Source organism: Franconibacter sp. IITDAS19, assembly GCF_023079515.1.
GTDB classification, from domain to species: Bacteria; Pseudomonadota; Gammaproteobacteria; order Enterobacterales; family Enterobacteriaceae; genus Franconibacter; species Franconibacter pulveris.
This window is the reverse complement of sequence record NZ_JALJCP010000011.1, coordinates 65,128-82,043: the sequence shown is the minus strand read 5'-3', so window position 1 is coordinate 82,043 and position 16,916 is coordinate 65,128. Positions and strand designations below refer to the sequence as shown.

Below are 16,916 nucleotides of genomic sequence, written 5' to 3'. Positions count from 1 at the left end.
CCAAGGGGATTACTTCTGGAGATGCTGTGATGAATGAACAACTTTATCAAAGGATAGAAGACAATACGCACTTCAGGGAGCTGGTGGAGAAACGACAGCGGTTCGCCGGCATTCTGTCGTTAATCGTACTGGTGATTTACGTCAGCTTTATTTTGCTTATCGCCTTCGCCCCCGGCTGGCTCGGCACCCCGCTCTCGCCCGGCAGCAGCATTACGCGCGGCATTCCGATTGGCGTCGGCGTGATTGTTATCTCTTTTATTCTCACCGGCGTGTATGTCTGGCGCGCCAATGGCGAATTTGACCGGCTGAACCGGGAAGTGCTGCGCGAGGTGAAAGCATGAAGCGTATCCTGACAGCGCTTAGCGCGCCGCTCCTGATGTTGCCCTTTGCAAGCCGCGCCGCCGATGCGTTAAGCGGCGCGGTGCAGCGTCAGCCGACTAACTGGCAGGCGATAATCATGTTTATCGTCTTTGTGGCGTTTACGCTTGGCATCACGTACTGGGCTTCGAAACGCACCCGCACGCGCAGCGATTACTACACCGCCGGCGGCAACATTACCGGCCTGCAAAACGGCCTCGCGATTGCGGGCGACTATATGTCGGCGGCCTCGTTCCTCGGTATTTCGGCGCTGGTGTTCACCTCCGGCTATGACGGGCTTATCTATTCGCTGGGCTTCCTCGTGGGCTGGCCGATAATCCTGTTTTTGATTGCCGAGCGTTTGCGCAACCTGGGCAAATATACCTTTGCCGACGTCGCTTCGTATCGCCTTAAGCAAGGCCCGATCCGCGTGCTTTCCGCCTGCGGGTCGCTGGTGGTGGTGGCGCTTTACCTCATTGCGCAGATGGTGGGCGCGGGCAAGCTGATTCAATTGCTGTTTGGCCTGAACTACCACATCGCGGTGGTGCTGGTGGGCGTGCTGATGGTGATGTACGTGCTGTTTGGCGGCATGCTCGCCACCACCTGGGTGCAGATTATCAAGGCGGTGCTGCTGCTCTTTGGCGCAAGCTTTATGGCCTTTATGGTTATGAAGCATGTCGGCTTTAGCTTTAATAATCTCTTCGCTGAGGCGATGGCGGTACACCCGAAAGGCAGCGCCATCATGAGCCCCGGCGGGCTGGTGAAAGATCCCATCTCCGCCCTTTCGCTGGGTCTCGGCCTGATGTTCGGCACCGCGGGCCTGCCGCATATTCTGATGCGCTTTTTCACCGTCAGCGACGCTCGCGAAGCGCGGAAAAGCGTCTTCTACGCCACCGGTTTTATGGGTTACTTCTACATCCTGACCTTTATCATCGGCTTCGGCGCCATCATGCTGGTGGGCGCGAACCCGGCGTTTAAAGACGCCACCGGCGCGCTGATTGGCGGCAACAATATGGCGGCGGTGCATCTGGCGAACGCGGTGGGCGGCAACCTGTTCCTTGGCTTTATCTCCGCCGTGGCCTTCGCCACTATCCTTGCGGTGGTGGCCGGACTGACGCTGGCGGGCGCTTCGGCGGTTTCGCATGACTTGTACGCTAACGTGTTCCGCAAAGGCGCCACCGAGCGCGAAGAGCTGCGCGCGTCGAAAATTACCGTGCTGGTGCTGGGCGTGATAGCCATTCTGTTAGGCATCCTGTTTGAGAACCAGAACATCGCCTTTATGGTGGGGCTGGCTTTCTCGATTGCCGCCAGCTGTAACTTCCCTATCATTCTGCTTTCGATGTACTGGTCGAAGCTGACCACCCGCGGCGCCATGATAGGCGGCTGGCTGGGGCTGCTGACTGCGGTCGTGCTGATGATCCTGGGGCCGACCGTCTGGGTCCAGGTGCTCGGCCACGCGGCGCCCGTGTTCCCGTATGAATATCCGGCGCTCTTCTCTATTCTGATAGCCTTTGTCGGCATCTGGATTTTCTCTGTTACCGACAACAGCGCGGAAGGCAACCTTGAGCGTGGGCAGTTCCGCGCCCAGTTCATCCGCTCGCAAACCGGTCTCGGTATTGAGCAGGGCCGCGCCCACTAACCCCTCTCCCCGGTCATTCTGGCCGGGGAGCATATTCTCTTCCCTTCGCCCCTCATCCTTAGCGATAGCCGTAAAATGGTTTATGTATTCTAACTAATGCGCTCAGAACATCAGCCGCGCCACCAGCGGCGCGATAAGCACCATCACCACACCGGAGAGCATCATCACCAGACTGGCGATGGTGCCCTCCTGCGGACCAAGTTCGTAAGCCCGCGCTGTCCCTGCGCCGTGTGAGGCGGCGCCGAAACCCGCGCCTTTCGCAAGGCCTGCGTTAATGGCAAGCCGCAGGAACAGCACATCGCCCACCGCCATGCCAAACACGCCGGTTATCACTACAAACAACGCCACCAGATCGGCCTGCCCGCCAAGCGGCCCGGCGGCCGCCAGCGCAAAAGGCGTGGTCACGGAGCGCACCGCGAGGCTGCGCTGGATTTCGTCCGGCAGAGTAAAAAGCCGCGCCAGCCACACTGAGCTGGTCACCGCCACCACTGTTGCGGTAATGACGCCCGCCGAAAGCGACAGCCAGTGACGCTTAATCACCGCCAGATTGTCATAGACCGGCACGGCGAAGGCGATGGTCGCCGGACCGAGCAGCCACAGCAGCCAGTGAGTTTCACCAATATAGTTCTGGTAAGAGATGTGGCCGAACACCAGCATCAGCACCAGCAGCAGCGGCGTGAATACCAGCGGCATCAGCGGCAACGCGCGAAATCGGCGATACAGCTTTTTATTCGCGAAGTAGAGCGCGACCGTCACCACCAGACAGAGCACGCTTAAGAGGAAATTATTCACGGTTGCCCTGCCTGCGCGCCTCGCGCGCGAGTTCGTAACGGTAAACCTTATCCACCACCCAGGCCGTAGCGCCCAGCACGAATACGGTACTGAGCGCGATAACCAGAAAAATGCGCCAGCCGTCCACCATCAGCAGTTGCGCATAATTCACTACCGCCACCACGGCGGGGACGAAGAAAAGCAGCATCTCCGCCAGCAGCCAGCGCGCCCCGGCCCGCACCCAGTTCAGCGGCAGTACGCGAAGCACAATCAGCCCCAGCATCAACAGCATGCCGACGAGGTTGGCGGGCAGCGGCAGATGGAGCCAGTCCACAAGATTTTGCGCAAGCAAGAACAGCCCGACATAAAGAAGTACCTGAAGCGCGATTTGCAACGGACGGGTCACAGCAGGCGTAAAGCGACGTAACGCCAGGATCATGGTCAATATTCCAGAAAAAACGGCAGAGCGTCAGTATAGGGAGCGCCCTTCCCGGTACGAAATGAATTAAACTCATTGCAGCTATAGTTCGAAGGAATAGTTATGGATATCAGAACGCTGCGGTACTTTGTCGAGGTTGTGCGCCAGCAAAGTTTCACCCGCGCGGCGCAGACGCTTTTCGTCACCCAACCTACCATCAGCAAGATGCTGCGCAATCTTGAAGACGAGCTGAACTGCACGCTGCTTATCCGCGACGGGCGCAGGCTGCTGCTGACCGATACCGGCCGCGTAGTCTATGAGCGCGGCCTCGCTATTCTGACGGAGTTCCGCCAGCTTGAATCGGAACTCAGCGACATTAACCATCTCAACAAAGGCATTCTTCGCCTCGGCATCCCGCCGATGGTCGGCATGACCATGGCTGGCCCCATTAGCCTCTACCGCCAGCGGTATCCGGGCGTTGAGCTAAAAATTTCTGAGTTTGGCGGGCTGACGGTGCAGCAGGCGGTGCTGAACGGCGAACTCGATCTCGCTATCACCGCGCTGCCCGTTGACGAAGAAAGCAGCCTTGTCACTCTGCCTCTGTTTAGCCACCCGCTCTGCGTGCTCACGCCCCGCTCCGGCGCGTGGCTGAGTCGCCGGCACGTTGAGCCAGAGCAACTGGCAAACGAGCCGCTGCTTATCTATAACGAGGATTTTTCACTCAGCCGCCAGCTTATGCAGTTGTTCAGCGCGCATGAGATAAAACCGCGCATCGCGGTGCGTAGCGGACAGTGGGATTTTCTGGCGGCAATGGTGCAGGCGGGCGTTGGCGTCGCCATCCTGCCTGAGCCGGTGTGTGAGAAACTCGATAAGACCACGCTGATGTGGCTGCCGCTGCAAAGCGAGCTTCGCTGGCAACTGGGGATGATTTGGCGCGAGGGGGTGTATCTTTCGCAAAGCGCGCAGGCGTGGATAGCCTGCTGTAAAACATTCTGGCCCGCCGAAGCGGGCCAGTAGAGCTTAGCTTTTCTCGCTCAACAGCGCTTCGAGCAGGTCGAGATCGCGCAGCATTTTCATCAGCGTTTCGTTGCTGATCTGCTGCGTGGCGCGCAGATGGTAAAGCTCTCCGCGCTCGGCGTTCAGCGCAGCCAGGCGAAAACGCCGTTCAAGGCTTTCTTCAAGCTCGCTGTTTTCCACATCGTTGCGCCCGTCAGCGCGACGGCGCAGATTGCCGATAACCCTTGAACTTACCTCTCTGAGCAGATCGTCGTCGATGTTTTCATTCACGTCCGCCGCCAGCCGCTCCTCTTTCTTCTGAACGGCGGTGATAGCCACTTCAGCAAGCAGGGACCTGACTTTGCGCTCCTCTTTACGCGCTAAGGCGTGATCCGCGACTTCCACGTTTTGTAGCAGGATGGGCAGCATAATTACGCCGACGAGCAGCGAGAAAAGGATCACGCCCATCGCCAGGAAAATCAGCTCATAACGCGCCGGGAACAGCGAGCCGTCCGGCAGCAGCAGCGGAATGGAAAGCACGCCGGCGAGCGTAATGGCGCCGCGTACCCCTGCGAAAGAGGCAATCAACAGCTCGCGCGTGGTATAGGAGCCGAACTCCATCGGCTTTTTGGTCAGGAAGCGGCGGCTAAAGCGCTTCATCACCCACAGCCACGCGAAACGCACCGCGATAAGCGCCACGTAGATAAGCACGATGTCGAGGAACAACATCCATACTTCGACGTTCGGATCCAGCTCCGCCTGCGCCAGCGAACCTTCAAAAATGCCGGGCAGTTGCAGGCCCAGCATCAGGAAGACCATGCCGTTGAAGACGAATTCCAGCATCGACCAGACGCTGTTGGCGCGCAGGCGCATGGCGAGCGGCGCGCGGCGCAGCACGCCGGAACGGGTAATGGTCATCCCGGCGGCCACCGCGGCCAGAATGCCGGAAACGCCGATGTGTTCGGCAATCAGGTAAGAGGCGAACGGCAACAGCAGCAGCATCAGCGTTTGCGTGGCGGGCTCATCGCCGCCCCAGCGGCTTAGCAAGCGCAGCGAGCGGCCATAGAGCCAGCTTACTGCGATGCCGGCGAGCAGACCGCCAATCGCCACTTTCAGGAATTCGACCGTCGCGCCGCCTACGGTGAAGACCATCGTCCCCATCGCTACCGCCACGGCGAATTTCAGCGCCACCAGGCCCGAAGCGTCGTTCATCAGCGCTTCGCCCTGCAGGATGCCCATGATTTTTTTCGGGATGCGTCCTTCGCCCACGATGCCGGAAAGCGCCACGGCATCGGTCGGCGAAAGCACGGCCGCCAGGGCGAACGCCGGAATGAGCGGGATGCCCGGCACCATCCAGTAGATGAGAAAGCCGATGCCGACCACGGTGACCACCACCAGCGCCAGCGCAAGGCCGATTATCTCTCGCCCATGATCGAGAAACTCGCGGGTCGGGGTTTTCCAGCCGTCAGCAAACAGCAGCGGCGGAATAAAGAGCACCAGAAAAAGTTCCGGGTTGAAATCCACGTGCAGACCAAAGCGCGGCCAGGCCAGTAAGGCCCCGATGGCTATCTGCATCAGCGGAAGCGGGATTTGAAAGGGGAGCACTCGCGTCACTACCCCGGAGAGGGAGACCACAAGGGTCATGATCAGAATGGTAAAAAAGATTTCCATGCGTTCCTTCGATTGCGATGTGTTTTGTATCAGAAATGCGCTGTTGTGCCCTGATAATAAAACATCGTCATCAATCAAAAGGAAACAGGATGTGCCTTAAAGCGGGAAAAACGGGCGGCTAGCGCCGCCCGCAGGGAGAAAACGCTTAGATTGCCCAGCCGCCTGCATAAAAAGCGACCAGCGCGATGGCGATAACCACGGTGCCGATGTTCAGCTTACGGAACTCGCCGGAGACGATACGGCCAATCACCAGAGAAGCGAAGCCTATCATGATGCCGGTAACGATGTTGCAGGTCAGCACGATAAACACGGCGGTGATAAGGCCCGCCATGGCGTCCACGAAGTCAGCGAAATCGATTTTCGCGACGTTACTCAGCATCAGCAGGCCGACATACATCAGCGCCGGTGCGGTAGCATAAGCAGGCACCAGATAAGAGAGCGGAGAAAGGAACAGGATAAGCAGGAACAGCACGCCGACGGTCAGCGCCGTCAGGCCCGTTTTGCCGCCCGCCGCCGTACCGGCCGCCGATTCGATATAAACCGCCGCAGGCGCTGCGCCGACGACGCCTGAGAACACGCTGGAGAGCGAGTCGGTGGTCAGCGCTTTGCCGCCGTCGATAATCTGCCCGTCTTTATCCAGCAGGTTCGCCTGGCCGGCGACCGCGCGGATGGTGCCGGTCGCGTCGAAGACCGCCGTCATAACCAGCGCCAGTACGCTTGGGATAACGACCGGGTTCAGCGCACCCATGATGTCGAGGCTGCCAATCAGCGAATGGCCCTGCTCATCTTTCAGCGAAGGCATGGCGAAAATACCGGAGAAATGTACCGCCGGGTCGAAAATCAACCCAACGACAGAGATGCCGATGATGGTCAGCAAAATGCCGCCCGGCACTTTTAGTTTTTCCAGACCGATAATCACCGCCAGACCAATCAGCGACATGATAACCGGGAAGCTGGCGAAGTGGCCGAGCGTCACCGGCAGGCCATCCAGCGGGTTTTTGATAACCAGGCCAACGCCGTTTGCCGCGATCAACAGCAGGAACAGGCCGATGCCAATGCCGGTGCCGTGCGCAACGCCGTGCGGCAGGTTGCGCAGGATCCAGCTGCGAATGCCGGTTGCGGAGATAATCGTAAACAGCACCCCCATCAGGAATACCGCGCCAAGCGCTACCGGCACGCTGATATGCTGGCCCAGCACCAGGCTAAAGGCGGTGAAGGCGGTCAGTGAAATAGCGCAGCCGATGGCCAGCGGCAGATTAGCCCACAGCCCCATCACAATCGAACCGAACCCGGCGACCAGGCAGGTGGCGACAAAGACAGCGGCGGGCGGAAAACCTGCTTTTCCAAGCATGCCCGGCACGACGATGACGGAGTAGACCATGGCGAGGAACGTGGTAAGACCCGCGACAACTTCCTGACGGACGGTGCTGCCGCGCGCTGAAATTTTAAAGAAGGCGTCAAGCGAACCGCCGGTACGCGCTGAAGGCGTAGACATAGTGAAACATCCCCTGAGATTTTTATGATTTCGCTTCTACGCGTGGTGGACAACCCACTGCCGATCAAACGTCTATTCCCTGGCTGAGTGCGTGGCAAAGGTGGGGGCCACGCAAAGCAAACGTTTAACTCCGCGCGTAAAAACGGCTCGTCAATTTAAGGCAAACGATTATCCAGCCTTCCTGCGGGGATTTTCAACAGAACTTTACGGCTTTCCATGAAAATCCCCGCTGGCTGGTTAATTAATCGCCGCGTTATGCGCAAACGATACCGTTGATGCGCAATTTCGCAACAATTATGCAGAATAGCGTTTTCAATTTTGCCTGGCTCATAGGGTTTTTGCATGCCTCAGCCGCCGGGAATGTCAAACGGGCCGCCTTTTTCCATGGCGCGCTGGTAAGCAGGCCGCGCCTCGATATTCTTTTTCCATGCTTCAATCTGCGGCACGTTACCCACCCCACCGCGCGCCAGCAGCGCGATGATGGGAAAGCTCATCTGAATATCCGCCATGCTGAAGCTCTGCCCGGCGAACCAGGGATGCTGTTTAAGATGGTTTTCAATGAACTGCGTGTGCGTGGCGAGTTGCTTATTGAGATACGCCTTTTGCACCCCCTGCCCCAGCGCTTTGCCCAGCGTGCGAAAACCGAAGGGCACCGGCGGTTTGCCGAGGCTTGAGAAAACCAGCTTCATCATCAAAAGCGGCATGAGCGAGCCTTCGGCATAATGCAGCCAGAAGCGGTAATCCAGCTTCTCTGCCGGGTTCTGCGGTTTAAACCGCTGTTCGCCGGCGTAAGTTTCCTGCAAATATTCAAGAATGGCGCCGGACTCAACCAGCTTATGTTCGTTATCTTCCAGTACAGGCGATTTGCCGAGCGGATGCACTTTTTTCAACGCCTCGGGCGCCAGCATGGTCGGCTCCCGCTGATAGCGCACAATTTCGTAAGGCTGGTTCAGCTCTTCCAGCGCCCAGAGAATGCGCTGTGAGCGGGAATTATTAAGGTGATGAACGGTAAGCATGGCGTAACCTCGTGTTATCTCAGTTAAATTAACTATAGGTAACGGGCCGCCAGTCCGGGCGCCGGAGCGATTAAAAAATCGCCAGGCCTCTCTGAAAAAACCGCGAGCATAAACTATACTTGCAGTGTCGGCGCAGCCCGGACCCTCCTGCATGATACAACCGAGGGGCGCGATGTCGGGGGAAACCCTCCCGTGAGACAGCGGGATAGAGCGAAAGACCAAGACCGGAAAACCCGAAAGCGCCCGTAATGGGCGCTTTCGTCTTTCACTCGTCTTCCAGCAGCCGTGCGCCGGTGCCCTGCTCGCCCAGCTTATCGTTCGGGTTGCGTAGCGGGCAGTCGCGGCGCGAAAGACAACCGCAGCCAATACAGCCATCCAGCTCATCTCGCAGCGCCGTCATTGTTTTAATGCGCCGATCCAGCTCCTCCCGCCACTGTGATGAAAGTTCTTTCCACGCTTTTGCGCTCAGCGTGTGTCCATCCGGCAAAACGCCAAGCGCCTCGCCAACGGTTGCGAGCGGTATGCCGATACGCTGCGCAATCTTAATGATGGCCACATAACGCAATACCTCCCTGGAATAGCGGCGCTGGTTGCCCGCATTACGGGTGCTTTTTATCAAGCCTTTGCTTTCGTAGAAATGGAGCGCGGAGACCGCAACGCCGCTGCGTTTCGCGACCTCCCCCGGCGTAAGCAGATGTTTTAGCCGGGGCATTTTCTTATCCATAGGGCTTTACCTCAAGTTAACTTGAGGAATTATACTCGGCCTCACAACGAACGGCTAATCGGTAATCAACGAAGAGGATGTCTTATGTCACACCAGGAAATCATCCACGCGCTGACGGAATGGATTGATGAACATATTGACCAGCCACTGAATATTGACGTGGTGGCGAAGAAGTCGGGCTATTCGAAGTGGTACCTGCAGAGGATGTTTCGTACGGTGATGCGCCAGACGCTGGGCGACTATATTCGCCAACGACGCCTGCTGCTGGCGGCGCAGGAATTACGCTCTACCCGGCGGCCTATCTTTGATATCGCGATGGATTACGGCTACGTTTCGCAGCAGACGTTTTCACGTATTTTCCGCCGGGAGTTTGACCGCACGCCTTCCGACTACCGTCACAGCGCCTGATGCATAATGGTGGGTGAGGAACAGACTGGCTGAGTGTCGGCGGGGCTCTGATTCAGCCAGGCGATAAACTCCGGCGAAGCCAGCGCTTTGGAGAAATACCACCCCTGGCAATACTGCACGCCCCGCTTTAACAGCCAACTGACCTGGTCGGCGGTCTCCACGCCTTCGGCGACGATTTTTAGCCGCAGGCTTTGCGCCATTTCAATAATATGCTCAACGATAAGATGGCTGGTGCTGTTAGTCGCTAACGTATCGATAAATGATTTATCGATCTTAAGGATATCCACGTTCAGCGAATAAAGATTGTGCAAATTGGAGTAACCGGTGCCGAAATCATCAATCGCCACCTCGAAACCAGACTGGCGAAACGCCTGAATGACTGGCGTGGTTTTCGGCACGTCAATAAACCCTCGCTCCGTCACTTCGATTTTAATTTGCTGTGCGCGCACGCCATATTGTTTATTTTTGTCTTCAATCAAAGCGATTAAGCGTGAGGAGTGGAAATCGGAAGCGGACAGGTTAATTGAGATATAAATTTCGGGGTGTGAAGCAAGGTAACCGCCTAAGTCACTGAACAATTCTTCTACTACGTAATCGGTTACTTTGGCGATTAATCCTTCTTGCTCGGCCAGCGGGATAAACTCTGCGGGGCTCATTACCTGCCCGTTGTAACCGGGCCAGCGCAGCAGCGCCTCGGCGCCAACGCAAAGCCCACGCTGAATATCAATGATGGGCTGGTAATGCAGACGTAATTGTCTCTTCTGGATCGCGCGCTGTAATAAGCGCCGTGGCGAATTAAACTGCTGCTGCGTTCTTGACCATATCAACAAAATAACAGCGCTACAGATGAAACCCAGCGGCAACATAAAAGAAATCTGTCGATGCCATTCCTGATAGAAACGCACATCGGAAGTGGAAACAATAATCGCGATAGGGCGTTTAGCGGAATGTGCAATGGAATAAAAATGAGCGTCTTGCTGAAAAATATCTTCTTTATTATTCAATAATGGCAGGAGCTTATCGCGCTCGGCATGTTCACCTAATGAAAAGAATTGCCGTGTGGCGGTATCATAAACGCCGTAAGTTAAATCCGCATCACTGGTCATTACCTCGCCGTAGGCCAGAGGATTAATAACCGCAACATAATTTCCTTTGCGCATATACACCATTTTATGACCCGCATAAAATGGTGTATCGCGATAATAATAAATAGCGACATCTTCATCGCGCGTATAATCGGCCCGTGACATCGTATAAGGCTCATCAATCACCGTCGAACAGAGAAAGTTATCCCCTTCGGCGTAAATAAGATCGTTTACATATAATTGGCCGCGAACGATGTCCAACATATTATTGCGATGCGCGGGGGTACAAACCTGTCCCTGATATTGTTCAGCCTCGTCGCGCGCGAGATCGGCATCCTGCACGACGATTTCAGTTTTATCGAGCACAAGTTGCGCAAATGAACGCAGATGATCGCGAGTCTCATTTACCGCTCGCAAATGGGCAAACCATAGCGTCAGCATCACGGGGAGCAAGATCACCATGATGATGCCGAAAATTCGCAACGCCTGACGTTGTGCCCTGTGATTCATTATGGCCTCATATCCCTGCTCTCTGTGTCACATTTAGGCGGAAAGGACACTTTCGCAAACAGGTGATTACGTTGCATGAATCAACGAACATTGGCAATAGGCATTTCAATTTATAAAGCTAATATTTAAGCCTGGATAACTAAATTTGCCGTAAGGAAAATGGTGACGGTCATTTAATTTTTCTTAAGTGAAATATTTCATGCATTTCGCAGGAGAAATTTCCGCCACTTTGCCCAGGAATATCTTTTTAACGCAAATTTCTTTTATTTGCTGGAAAAATAAGCGCGCCGACCGCGGTAAATGCCTGGTTAACGCCCAGACCTGCATTCGCCTCTTTTTCTGCGCTTTTGAGCAGGAACACAAACTGAACTGCGAACAGAGCGGGCGCAGTACCTTTCCTGAACACTGAGGTAGCGCGACACGTTCAAAACCAGCCTTGCGCGGGTAGTGCTCAACGCGCTTTCCCAATTTAAGACTTAGCGCGAGGATGAAGCCTGCGGCAGGCGGATTGCACTCGCCATAAGAAGAAAGGCTTTCACGCCCCACCCGCGTAAAAGCCTTTCTGGATTACTGCGCCGCCTTTTCTGTATAAGCGATAGCATATGAAAAAGCGTTCCGGCGACGGTGTGCACAGCCCACCGGTAAGAAAAATAAACTTAGTGAATTTTTTGTCAGTGCGCATACAGACGCGCACCAACGTCTTAGGTGCTGTGTGTGTCTTTACTTGGTATCAGCCTGCCTAAAATTAACGATATACAAAATAGTTACGTTAAAAAGGCAGTCAAAAATAGTATTTTTAAGCATAAAGACCACTTAAAAATATATAATATATTTTTGCTCTAACAAAACCACTGAATTACTACGGCGTGGCATAAAGCCAGTTAAAATTAAATTCGGGTTGAGCATAATCCAGAAGAGGTAGCCTGTAAATATTCCTTCGCTCCGTTAAATTGTTTGAAACGGCGATAGCGCCAGTTATTTCACCGGTTTTCTCATGCTTTTGCGCTGTAGCATGGATTTATTTAGCCGGACGATCCCCTATTTATTCAAAATTTTTGTTGATACATCAAAAAAAGAATTTGAACTGGTCAACAAAAAAGCAAATGTGATATAGTTCACACTCTTGATGTAAATCTGCAATTTCTTCCCTTTTCTGGCCTACGACCGACGCAGCCCGCGTTAACGCGCTGCGTGGACGTAGCAAACGTGTCTTTGAGGAACGGTTGATGGCTACCCTGGCTACCAGTGTTGTGCTGATGCGCTGGCAAATTTTAAGTGCGGTGCTTATGTTTATGGCGAGCACCCTTAATGTGCAGTTTCGTAAATCGGATTATCAGGCGCTTGCCTTTATCAGCAGCGGCCTGGGTATCGCAGCTTCCTGCTGGTTCGCTACCGGCCTGCTGGGGATGTCGCTGGACTTTGCCGCCACGTGGACGCATATCAAAGACGTCATGCTGGAAATTATGAGCCATACGCCGCCAGAATGGCCGATGGTCATTACCTGATAAAAACTGAAAGCCTCCCCTGCGGAGGCTTTTCTTTTACATGCAGCCGGCGCAACTGGTGCAACGCCAGTCGGCCCGGTTAACGGCCCGCCAGAAAAAACGATAATTGTCCTCTTCAGGCGGAATGTGGTTTTCAAAAAAGCAGTCCGTCAGCCATTCGACGTTTTCGACAATCCACTCATCCTCTTCCAGGCCATCTGCAAAGGTTTCATCTTCCGGATCGATAATAGAATAGATGCCCCAGGTTCCCATCGCTTTGTCCTGCCAGCGTTGCGGCAGGGTTACGGGCTTTCCGGCGAAGGTAATTATCCAGTGACCGTGGCAAAGTAAATTACCGTTGCGGCTCCAGGCGGCGGTGAAAGGATTTTCCTCATCAGTCATAACGCTTTTCCTTTGATGGTGATGCCTGCTGTCGGCAGCTGGCGTAAGTCAGGAAAAACCGTCTGGCAGGCTGGAGCAAAAAGCATGACACCCTGCGTCTTGTGTGGAAATGCTGATTAAGGGGTAGCGTGTCTACCTCTGGCGTCATCTCAATAAATCGCGCCTGTAAAAAAACCCTGCCGGGGCAGGGTTTTTATTATGACAGCGCATGCGTTTATCACATTGCGTTGAACGTCTTTATCAGAACGGGATGTCGTCGTCGAAATCCATCGGCGGCTCGTTAGACGGCGCCGAAGATTGCTGAGGGCGAGACTGCGCGCCGCCGCTGAACTGCGCATTGCCGCCCTGCGGCTGCTGCGGCTGACCCCAGCCACCTTGCTGCTGCTGGCCGCCACCCATGCCGCCGCCTGCTGGCGCGCCGCCGCCCTGACGGCCGCCCAGCATCTGCATGGTGCCGCCCACGTTTACCACCACTTCAGTGGAGTAGCGATCCTGACCGCTCTGATCCTGCCATTTGCGGGTACGCAGTTGGCCTTCGATATAAATCTGAGAGCCTTTACGCAGGTATTCGCCCGCGACTTCCGCCAGTTTGCCGTACAGCACTACGCTGTGCCATTCGGTTACTTCTTTCATCTCGCCGGTTTGCTTATCGCGCCAGGATTCTGACGTCGCCAGGCGCAGGTTCGCCACGGCCCCGCCGTTCGGCATATAGCGTACTTCCGGGTCCTGCCCCAGATTACCGACGAGAATCACCTTGTTTACGCCTCTGCTGGCCATGATCGTGTCTCCTGAAAATCGTTTCTAAATAGTGTAAACAGTCAATTCTATCACGCCAGCCCCTGAGAGTGATACCCGCGAGCCAGCTTCCAGAAATGTTCACGCAGTATACACTGTTGCAAACAAATACTGGATATCCATTCAGGTTAAATTGTGTCATAATTAACCGTTTCTGGCCACCGGTTGTCCTTTAAACACCCAGGCATTAGCGTTCAATCCAGGATAGGTGAATGGATAAGATCGAAGTACGGGGCGCCCGCACGCACAATCTCAAAAATATCAATCTTGTTATCCCACGCGACAAGCTCATCGTCGTCACCGGCCTCTCCGGTTCCGGTAAGTCCTCACTGGCTTTCGACACCCTGTATGCCGAAGGGCAGCGTCGCTATGTGGAGTCGCTCTCCGCTTATGCGCGGCAGTTCCTGTCGCTAATGGAAAAGCCGGACGTCGACCATATCGAAGGTCTGTCGCCCGCGATTTCCATTGAGCAAAAATCGACGTCGCATAACCCGCGTTCCACCGTCGGCACGATTACAGAGATTCACGACTACCTGCGCCTGCTTTATGCCCGCGTGGGCGAGCCGCGCTGTCCGGATCACGGCGTCCCGCTGGCGGCGCAGACGGTAAGCCAGATGGTTGATAATGTGCTGGCGCTGCCGGAAGGCAAGCGTCTGATGCTGCTTGCGCCGGTAATCAAAGAACGTAAGGGCGAACACACCAAAACGCTGGAGAACCTGGCAAGCCAGGGGTATATCCGCGCGCGTATTGATGGCGAAGTCTGCGATCTCTCCGATCCGCCGAAGCTTGAGCTACAGAAAAAACACACCATTGAAGTGGTGGTGGATCGCTTTAAGGTGCGTGAAGATCTCTCCCAGCGTCTGGCGGAATCTTTTGAAACCGCGCTGGAGCTTTCCGGCGGTACGGCGGTGGTGGCGGATATGGATGACGCAAGCGTTGAAGAGCTGCTCTTCTCCGCTAACTTCGCTTGCCCGATTTGCGGCTACAGCATGCGCGAGCTTGAGCCTCGTCTTTTTTCGTTTAACAACCCGGCTGGCGCTTGCCCGACCTGCGACGGCCTCGGCGTGCAGCAATATTTCGACCCGGACCGCGTCGTACAGAATGGCGAACTTTCCCTGGCTGGCGGCGCCATCCGTGGCTGGGATCGCCGTAATTTCTACTACTTCCAGATGCTGCGTTCGCTTGCCGATCACTATAAGTTCGACGTGGAAGCGCCATGGAATACGCTGAGCGCGACAGTGCAAAAAGCGGTGCTGTTCGGCTCTGGCAAAGAAACCATTGAGTTTAAGTACATCAACGACCGCGGCGATACGTCCGTACGTCGTCACCCGTTTGAAGGCGTGCTGCACAATATGGAGCGCCGTTATAAAGAAACGGAATCCAACGCCGTGCGCGAAGACCTCGCGAAGTTCATCAGCAACCGCCCCTGCGCGACTTGTGAAGGCACTCGTCTGCGTCGTGAAGCGCGCCACGTGTTTGTCGAAAACACCGCGCTGCCGACAATTTCAGATATGAGCATCGGCCATGCGATGGATTTCTTCACCAATCTGAAACTCTCCGGCCAGCGTGCGAAAATCGCCGAAAAAGTCCTGAAAGAGATTGGCGACCGCCTGAAGTTTCTGGTCAACGTCGGCCTGAACTACCTGACGCTGTCTCGTTCCGCAGAAACCCTCTCTGGCGGCGAAGCGCAGCGTATTCGTCTGGCAAGCCAGATTGGCGCAGGCCTGGTGGGGGTAATGTACGTACTGGATGAACCTTCTATCGGTTTGCACCAGCGTGATAACGAACGTTTGCTCGGCACGCTTATTCACCTGCGTAACCTCGGCAATACGGTAATTGTGGTAGAGCATGATGAAGACGCCATTCGCGCCGCCGACCATGTTATCGACATCGGCCCCGGCGCAGGCGTGCACGGCGGCCAGGTGGTGGCGGAAGGCCCGCTTGAAGCCATTATGGCGGTGCCGGAGTCGCTGACCGGCCAGTACATGAGCGGCAAGCGTAAAATCGAGGTGCCGAAGGAGCGTGTGAAGGCGGACCCGGAAAAAGTCCTGAAGCTGACTGGCGCCCGCGGCAACAACCTGAAAGACGTTACGCTGACGCTGCCGGTGGGGCTCTTTACTTGCGTGACGGGCGTTTCCGGCTCAGGTAAGTCGACGCTGATTAACGACACGCTTTTCCCGATTGCCCAGCGCCAACTCAACGGTGCCACCATCGCCGAACCTGCGCCATATCGCGACGTGCAGGGCATGGAGCACTTCGATAAGGTCATTGATATCGACCAGAGTCCGATTGGCCGTACGCCGCGTTCAAACCCGGCGACCTACACTGGCGTCTTTACGCCGGTACGTGAGCTGTTTGCGGGTGTGCCGGAATCGCGCTCACGCGGCTATACGCCGGGTCGTTTCAGCTTTAACGTACGCGGCGGGCGCTGCGAAGCCTGCCAGGGCGATGGCGTCATCAAAGTAGAAATGCACTTCCTGCCGGATATTTACGTGCCGTGCGACCAGTGCAAAGGCAAGCGTTACAATCGCGAAACGCTGGAGATTAAATACAAAGGCAAGACCATTCACGAAGTGCTGGATATGACCATCGAAGAAGCGCGTGAGTTCTTCGACGCGGTGCCAGCGCTGGCGCGTAAGCTGCAAACGCTGATGGATGTGGGCCTGACCTATATTCGTCTCGGCCAGTCCGCGACGACGCTCTCCGGCGGTGAAGCCCAGCGCGTGAAGCTGGCGCGCGAGCTTTCGAAACGTGGCACAGGCCAGACGCTCTATATTCTTGATGAGCCGACCACCGGGCTGCACTTCGCGGATATTCAACAACTGCTGGCGGTATTGCATCAGCTCCGGGATCAGGGCAACACGATTGTGGTTATCGAGCATAATCTGGACGTGATTAAAACGGCTGACTGGATCGTCGACCTCGGGCCGGAAGGCGGCAGCGGAGGTGGAGAGATTCTGGTGTCCGGCACGCCGGAAACCGTGGCGGAGTGTCAGGAGTCGCACACTGCGCGCTTCCTTAAACCGCTTCTGAACCAATAGCTTTACATCCGGGTCAACAGGCCCGGATTTTTTTATCCTGAATATATCTCCCTTCCCTTGCTCATTTTCAGAAGTCGCGTTTTGTTAATAGCCTTGTCGCATAA

The 16,916-nt window shown here is 55.6% G+C and carries 15 protein-coding genes; 6 read left to right on the top strand and 9 right to left on the bottom strand.

Features of this window, described 5'->3' with window-relative positions; all coding sequences use genetic code 11:
- The first annotated feature begins 29 nt into the window (after nucleotides 1-29).
- Both MT962_RS20795 and actP read left to right on the top strand, forming a co-directional pair.
- Nucleotides 30-341, top strand: coding sequence for a DUF485 domain-containing protein (locus MT962_RS20795; protein WP_024557283.1), 312 nt, complete (start codon nucleotides 30-32; stop codon nucleotides 339-341).
- Nucleotides 338-1,996 (top strand): cation/acetate symporter ActP, encoded by a 1,659-nt coding sequence (actP, locus tag MT962_RS20790; protein ID WP_024557284.1) that lies wholly within the window; start codon nucleotides 338-340, stop codon nucleotides 1,994-1,996. The genes MT962_RS20795 and actP overlap by 4 nt, the downstream gene beginning before the upstream one ends.
- Nucleotides 1,997-2,098: 102 nt before the next feature.
- Here actP and MT962_RS20785 read toward each other — a convergent pair whose 3' ends face one another.
- The gene (locus MT962_RS20785; protein WP_024557285.1) at nucleotides 2,099-2,788 is read right to left on the bottom strand and encodes an LrgB family protein; all 690 of its coding nucleotides are present in this window, start codon (nucleotides 2,786-2,788) and stop codon (nucleotides 2,099-2,101) included.
- Nucleotides 2,781-3,206, bottom strand: a complete 426-nt coding sequence (locus MT962_RS20780) for a CidA/LrgA family protein (protein ID WP_024557286.1) — start codon at nucleotides 3,204-3,206, stop codon at nucleotides 2,781-2,783. The genes MT962_RS20785 and MT962_RS20780 overlap by 8 nt, the downstream gene beginning before the upstream one ends.
- Before the next feature lie 102 nt (nucleotides 3,207-3,308).
- Between MT962_RS20780 and MT962_RS20775 the strand changes: the two genes are divergently transcribed.
- Entirely contained in the window at nucleotides 3,309-4,202 is an 894-nt protein-coding gene (locus MT962_RS20775) for a LysR family transcriptional regulator (protein WP_024557287.1), read from the top strand.
- 3 nt (nucleotides 4,203-4,205) lie between these two features.
- Here the strand turns inward: MT962_RS20775 and MT962_RS20770 are convergent, their stop codons facing one another.
- From MT962_RS20770 to soxR, 4 genes are all read right to left on the bottom strand, one after another.
- Complete coding sequence (locus tag MT962_RS20770) at nucleotides 4,206-5,852, bottom strand: Na+/H+ antiporter (protein ID WP_024557288.1); 1,647 nt, start codon at nucleotides 5,850-5,852, stop codon at nucleotides 4,206-4,208.
- Nucleotides 5,853-5,997: 145 nt separating this feature from the next.
- Entirely contained in the window at nucleotides 5,998-7,347 is a 1,350-nt protein-coding gene (gene ghxP, locus MT962_RS20765; RefSeq protein WP_024557289.1) for a guanine/hypoxanthine transporter GhxP, read from the bottom strand.
- A 347-nt stretch (nucleotides 7,348-7,694) separates the two neighbouring features.
- Nucleotides 7,695-8,363 (bottom strand): glutathione S-transferase, encoded by a 669-nt coding sequence (locus MT962_RS20760; RefSeq protein ID WP_247366342.1) that lies wholly within the window; start codon nucleotides 8,361-8,363, stop codon nucleotides 7,695-7,697.
- 265 nt (nucleotides 8,364-8,628) lie between these two features.
- Nucleotides 8,629-9,087: a redox-sensitive transcriptional activator SoxR gene (gene soxR / locus MT962_RS20755; protein WP_024557291.1), complete on the bottom strand. Its 459-nt coding sequence runs from the start codon at nucleotides 9,085-9,087 to the stop codon at nucleotides 8,629-8,631.
- A gap of 84 nt (nucleotides 9,088-9,171) precedes the next feature.
- On the opposite strand from soxR, the gene soxS reads away from it, so the two are divergent.
- The gene (soxS, locus tag MT962_RS20750) at nucleotides 9,172-9,495 is read left to right on the top strand and encodes a superoxide response transcriptional regulator SoxS (RefSeq protein WP_024557292.1); all 324 of its coding nucleotides are present in this window, start codon (nucleotides 9,172-9,174) and stop codon (nucleotides 9,493-9,495) included.
- On the opposite strand, the gene MT962_RS20745 is transcribed toward soxS, so the two are convergent.
- Nucleotides 9,483-11,090: an EAL domain-containing protein gene (locus MT962_RS20745; protein ID WP_024559907.1), complete on the bottom strand. Its 1,608-nt coding sequence runs from the start codon at nucleotides 11,088-11,090 to the stop codon at nucleotides 9,483-9,485. The genes soxS and MT962_RS20745 overlap by 13 nt on opposite strands.
- Nucleotides 11,091-12,316: 1,226 nt before the next feature.
- On the opposite strand from MT962_RS20745, the gene MT962_RS20740 reads away from it, so the two are divergent.
- A complete protein-coding gene (locus tag MT962_RS20740) occupies nucleotides 12,317-12,595 on the top strand; it encodes a YjcB family protein (protein ID WP_024557294.1) in 279 nt (92 codons plus the stop codon).
- Nucleotides 12,596-12,631: 36 nt separating this feature from the next.
- On the opposite strand, the gene MT962_RS20735 is transcribed toward MT962_RS20740, so the two are convergent.
- Nucleotides 12,632-12,976, bottom strand: coding sequence for a hypothetical protein (locus tag MT962_RS20735; RefSeq protein WP_024559908.1), 345 nt, complete (start codon nucleotides 12,974-12,976; stop codon nucleotides 12,632-12,634).
- Nucleotides 12,977-13,216: 240 nt separating this feature from the next.
- Nucleotides 13,217-13,753, bottom strand: a complete 537-nt coding sequence (gene ssb1, locus MT962_RS20730) for a single-stranded DNA-binding protein SSB1 (protein WP_024557296.1) — start codon at nucleotides 13,751-13,753, stop codon at nucleotides 13,217-13,219.
- Between the two features lie 230 nt (nucleotides 13,754-13,983).
- Here ssb1 and uvrA point away from each other — a divergent pair, with 230 nt between their 5' ends.
- Nucleotides 13,984-16,812: an excinuclease ABC subunit UvrA gene (gene uvrA / locus MT962_RS20725; RefSeq protein WP_188724427.1), complete on the top strand. Its 2,829-nt coding sequence runs from the start codon at nucleotides 13,984-13,986 to the stop codon at nucleotides 16,810-16,812.
- Nucleotides 16,813-16,916 lie beyond the last annotated feature (104 nt).

Bases quoted from the DNA above. Each gene is read 5' to 3' on its own strand.
- MT962_RS20795 (WP_024557283.1), top strand. From the start codon at position 30: ATGAATGAACAACTTTATCAAAGGATAGAAGACAATACGCACTTCAGG.
- actP (WP_024557284.1), top strand. From the start codon at position 338: ATGAAGCGTATCCTGACAGCGCTTAGCGCGCCGCTCCTGATGTTGCCC.
- MT962_RS20780 (WP_024557286.1), bottom strand. From the start codon at position 3,206: ATGATCCTGGCGTTACGTCGCTTTACGCCTGCTGTGACCCGTCCGTTG.
- MT962_RS20775 (WP_024557287.1), top strand. From the start codon at position 3,309: ATGGATATCAGAACGCTGCGGTACTTTGTCGAGGTTGTGCGCCAGCAA.
- MT962_RS20770 (WP_024557288.1), bottom strand. From the start codon at position 5,852: ATGGAAATCTTTTTTACCATTCTGATCATGACCCTTGTGGTCTCCCTC.
- ghxP (WP_024557289.1), bottom strand. From the start codon at position 7,347: ATGTCTACGCCTTCAGCGCGTACCGGCGGTTCGCTTGACGCCTTCTTT.
- MT962_RS20760 (WP_247366342.1), bottom strand. From the start codon at position 8,363: ATGCTTACCGTTCATCACCTTAATAATTCCCGCTCACAGCGCATTCTC.
- soxR (WP_024557291.1), bottom strand. From the start codon at position 9,087: ATGGATAAGAAAATGCCCCGGCTAAAACATCTGCTTACGCCGGGGGAG.
- soxS (WP_024557292.1), top strand. From the start codon at position 9,172: ATGTCACACCAGGAAATCATCCACGCGCTGACGGAATGGATTGATGAA.
- MT962_RS20745 (WP_024559907.1), bottom strand. From the start codon at position 11,090: ATGAATCACAGGGCACAACGTCAGGCGTTGCGAATTTTCGGCATCATC.
- MT962_RS20740 (WP_024557294.1), top strand. From the start codon at position 12,317: ATGGCTACCCTGGCTACCAGTGTTGTGCTGATGCGCTGGCAAATTTTA.
- MT962_RS20735 (WP_024559908.1), bottom strand. From the start codon at position 12,976: ATGACTGATGAGGAAAATCCTTTCACCGCCGCCTGGAGCCGCAACGGT.
- ssb1 (WP_024557296.1), bottom strand. From the start codon at position 13,753: ATGGCCAGCAGAGGCGTAAACAAGGTGATTCTCGTCGGTAATCTGGGG.
- uvrA (WP_188724427.1), top strand. From the start codon at position 13,984: ATGGATAAGATCGAAGTACGGGGCGCCCGCACGCACAATCTCAAAAAT.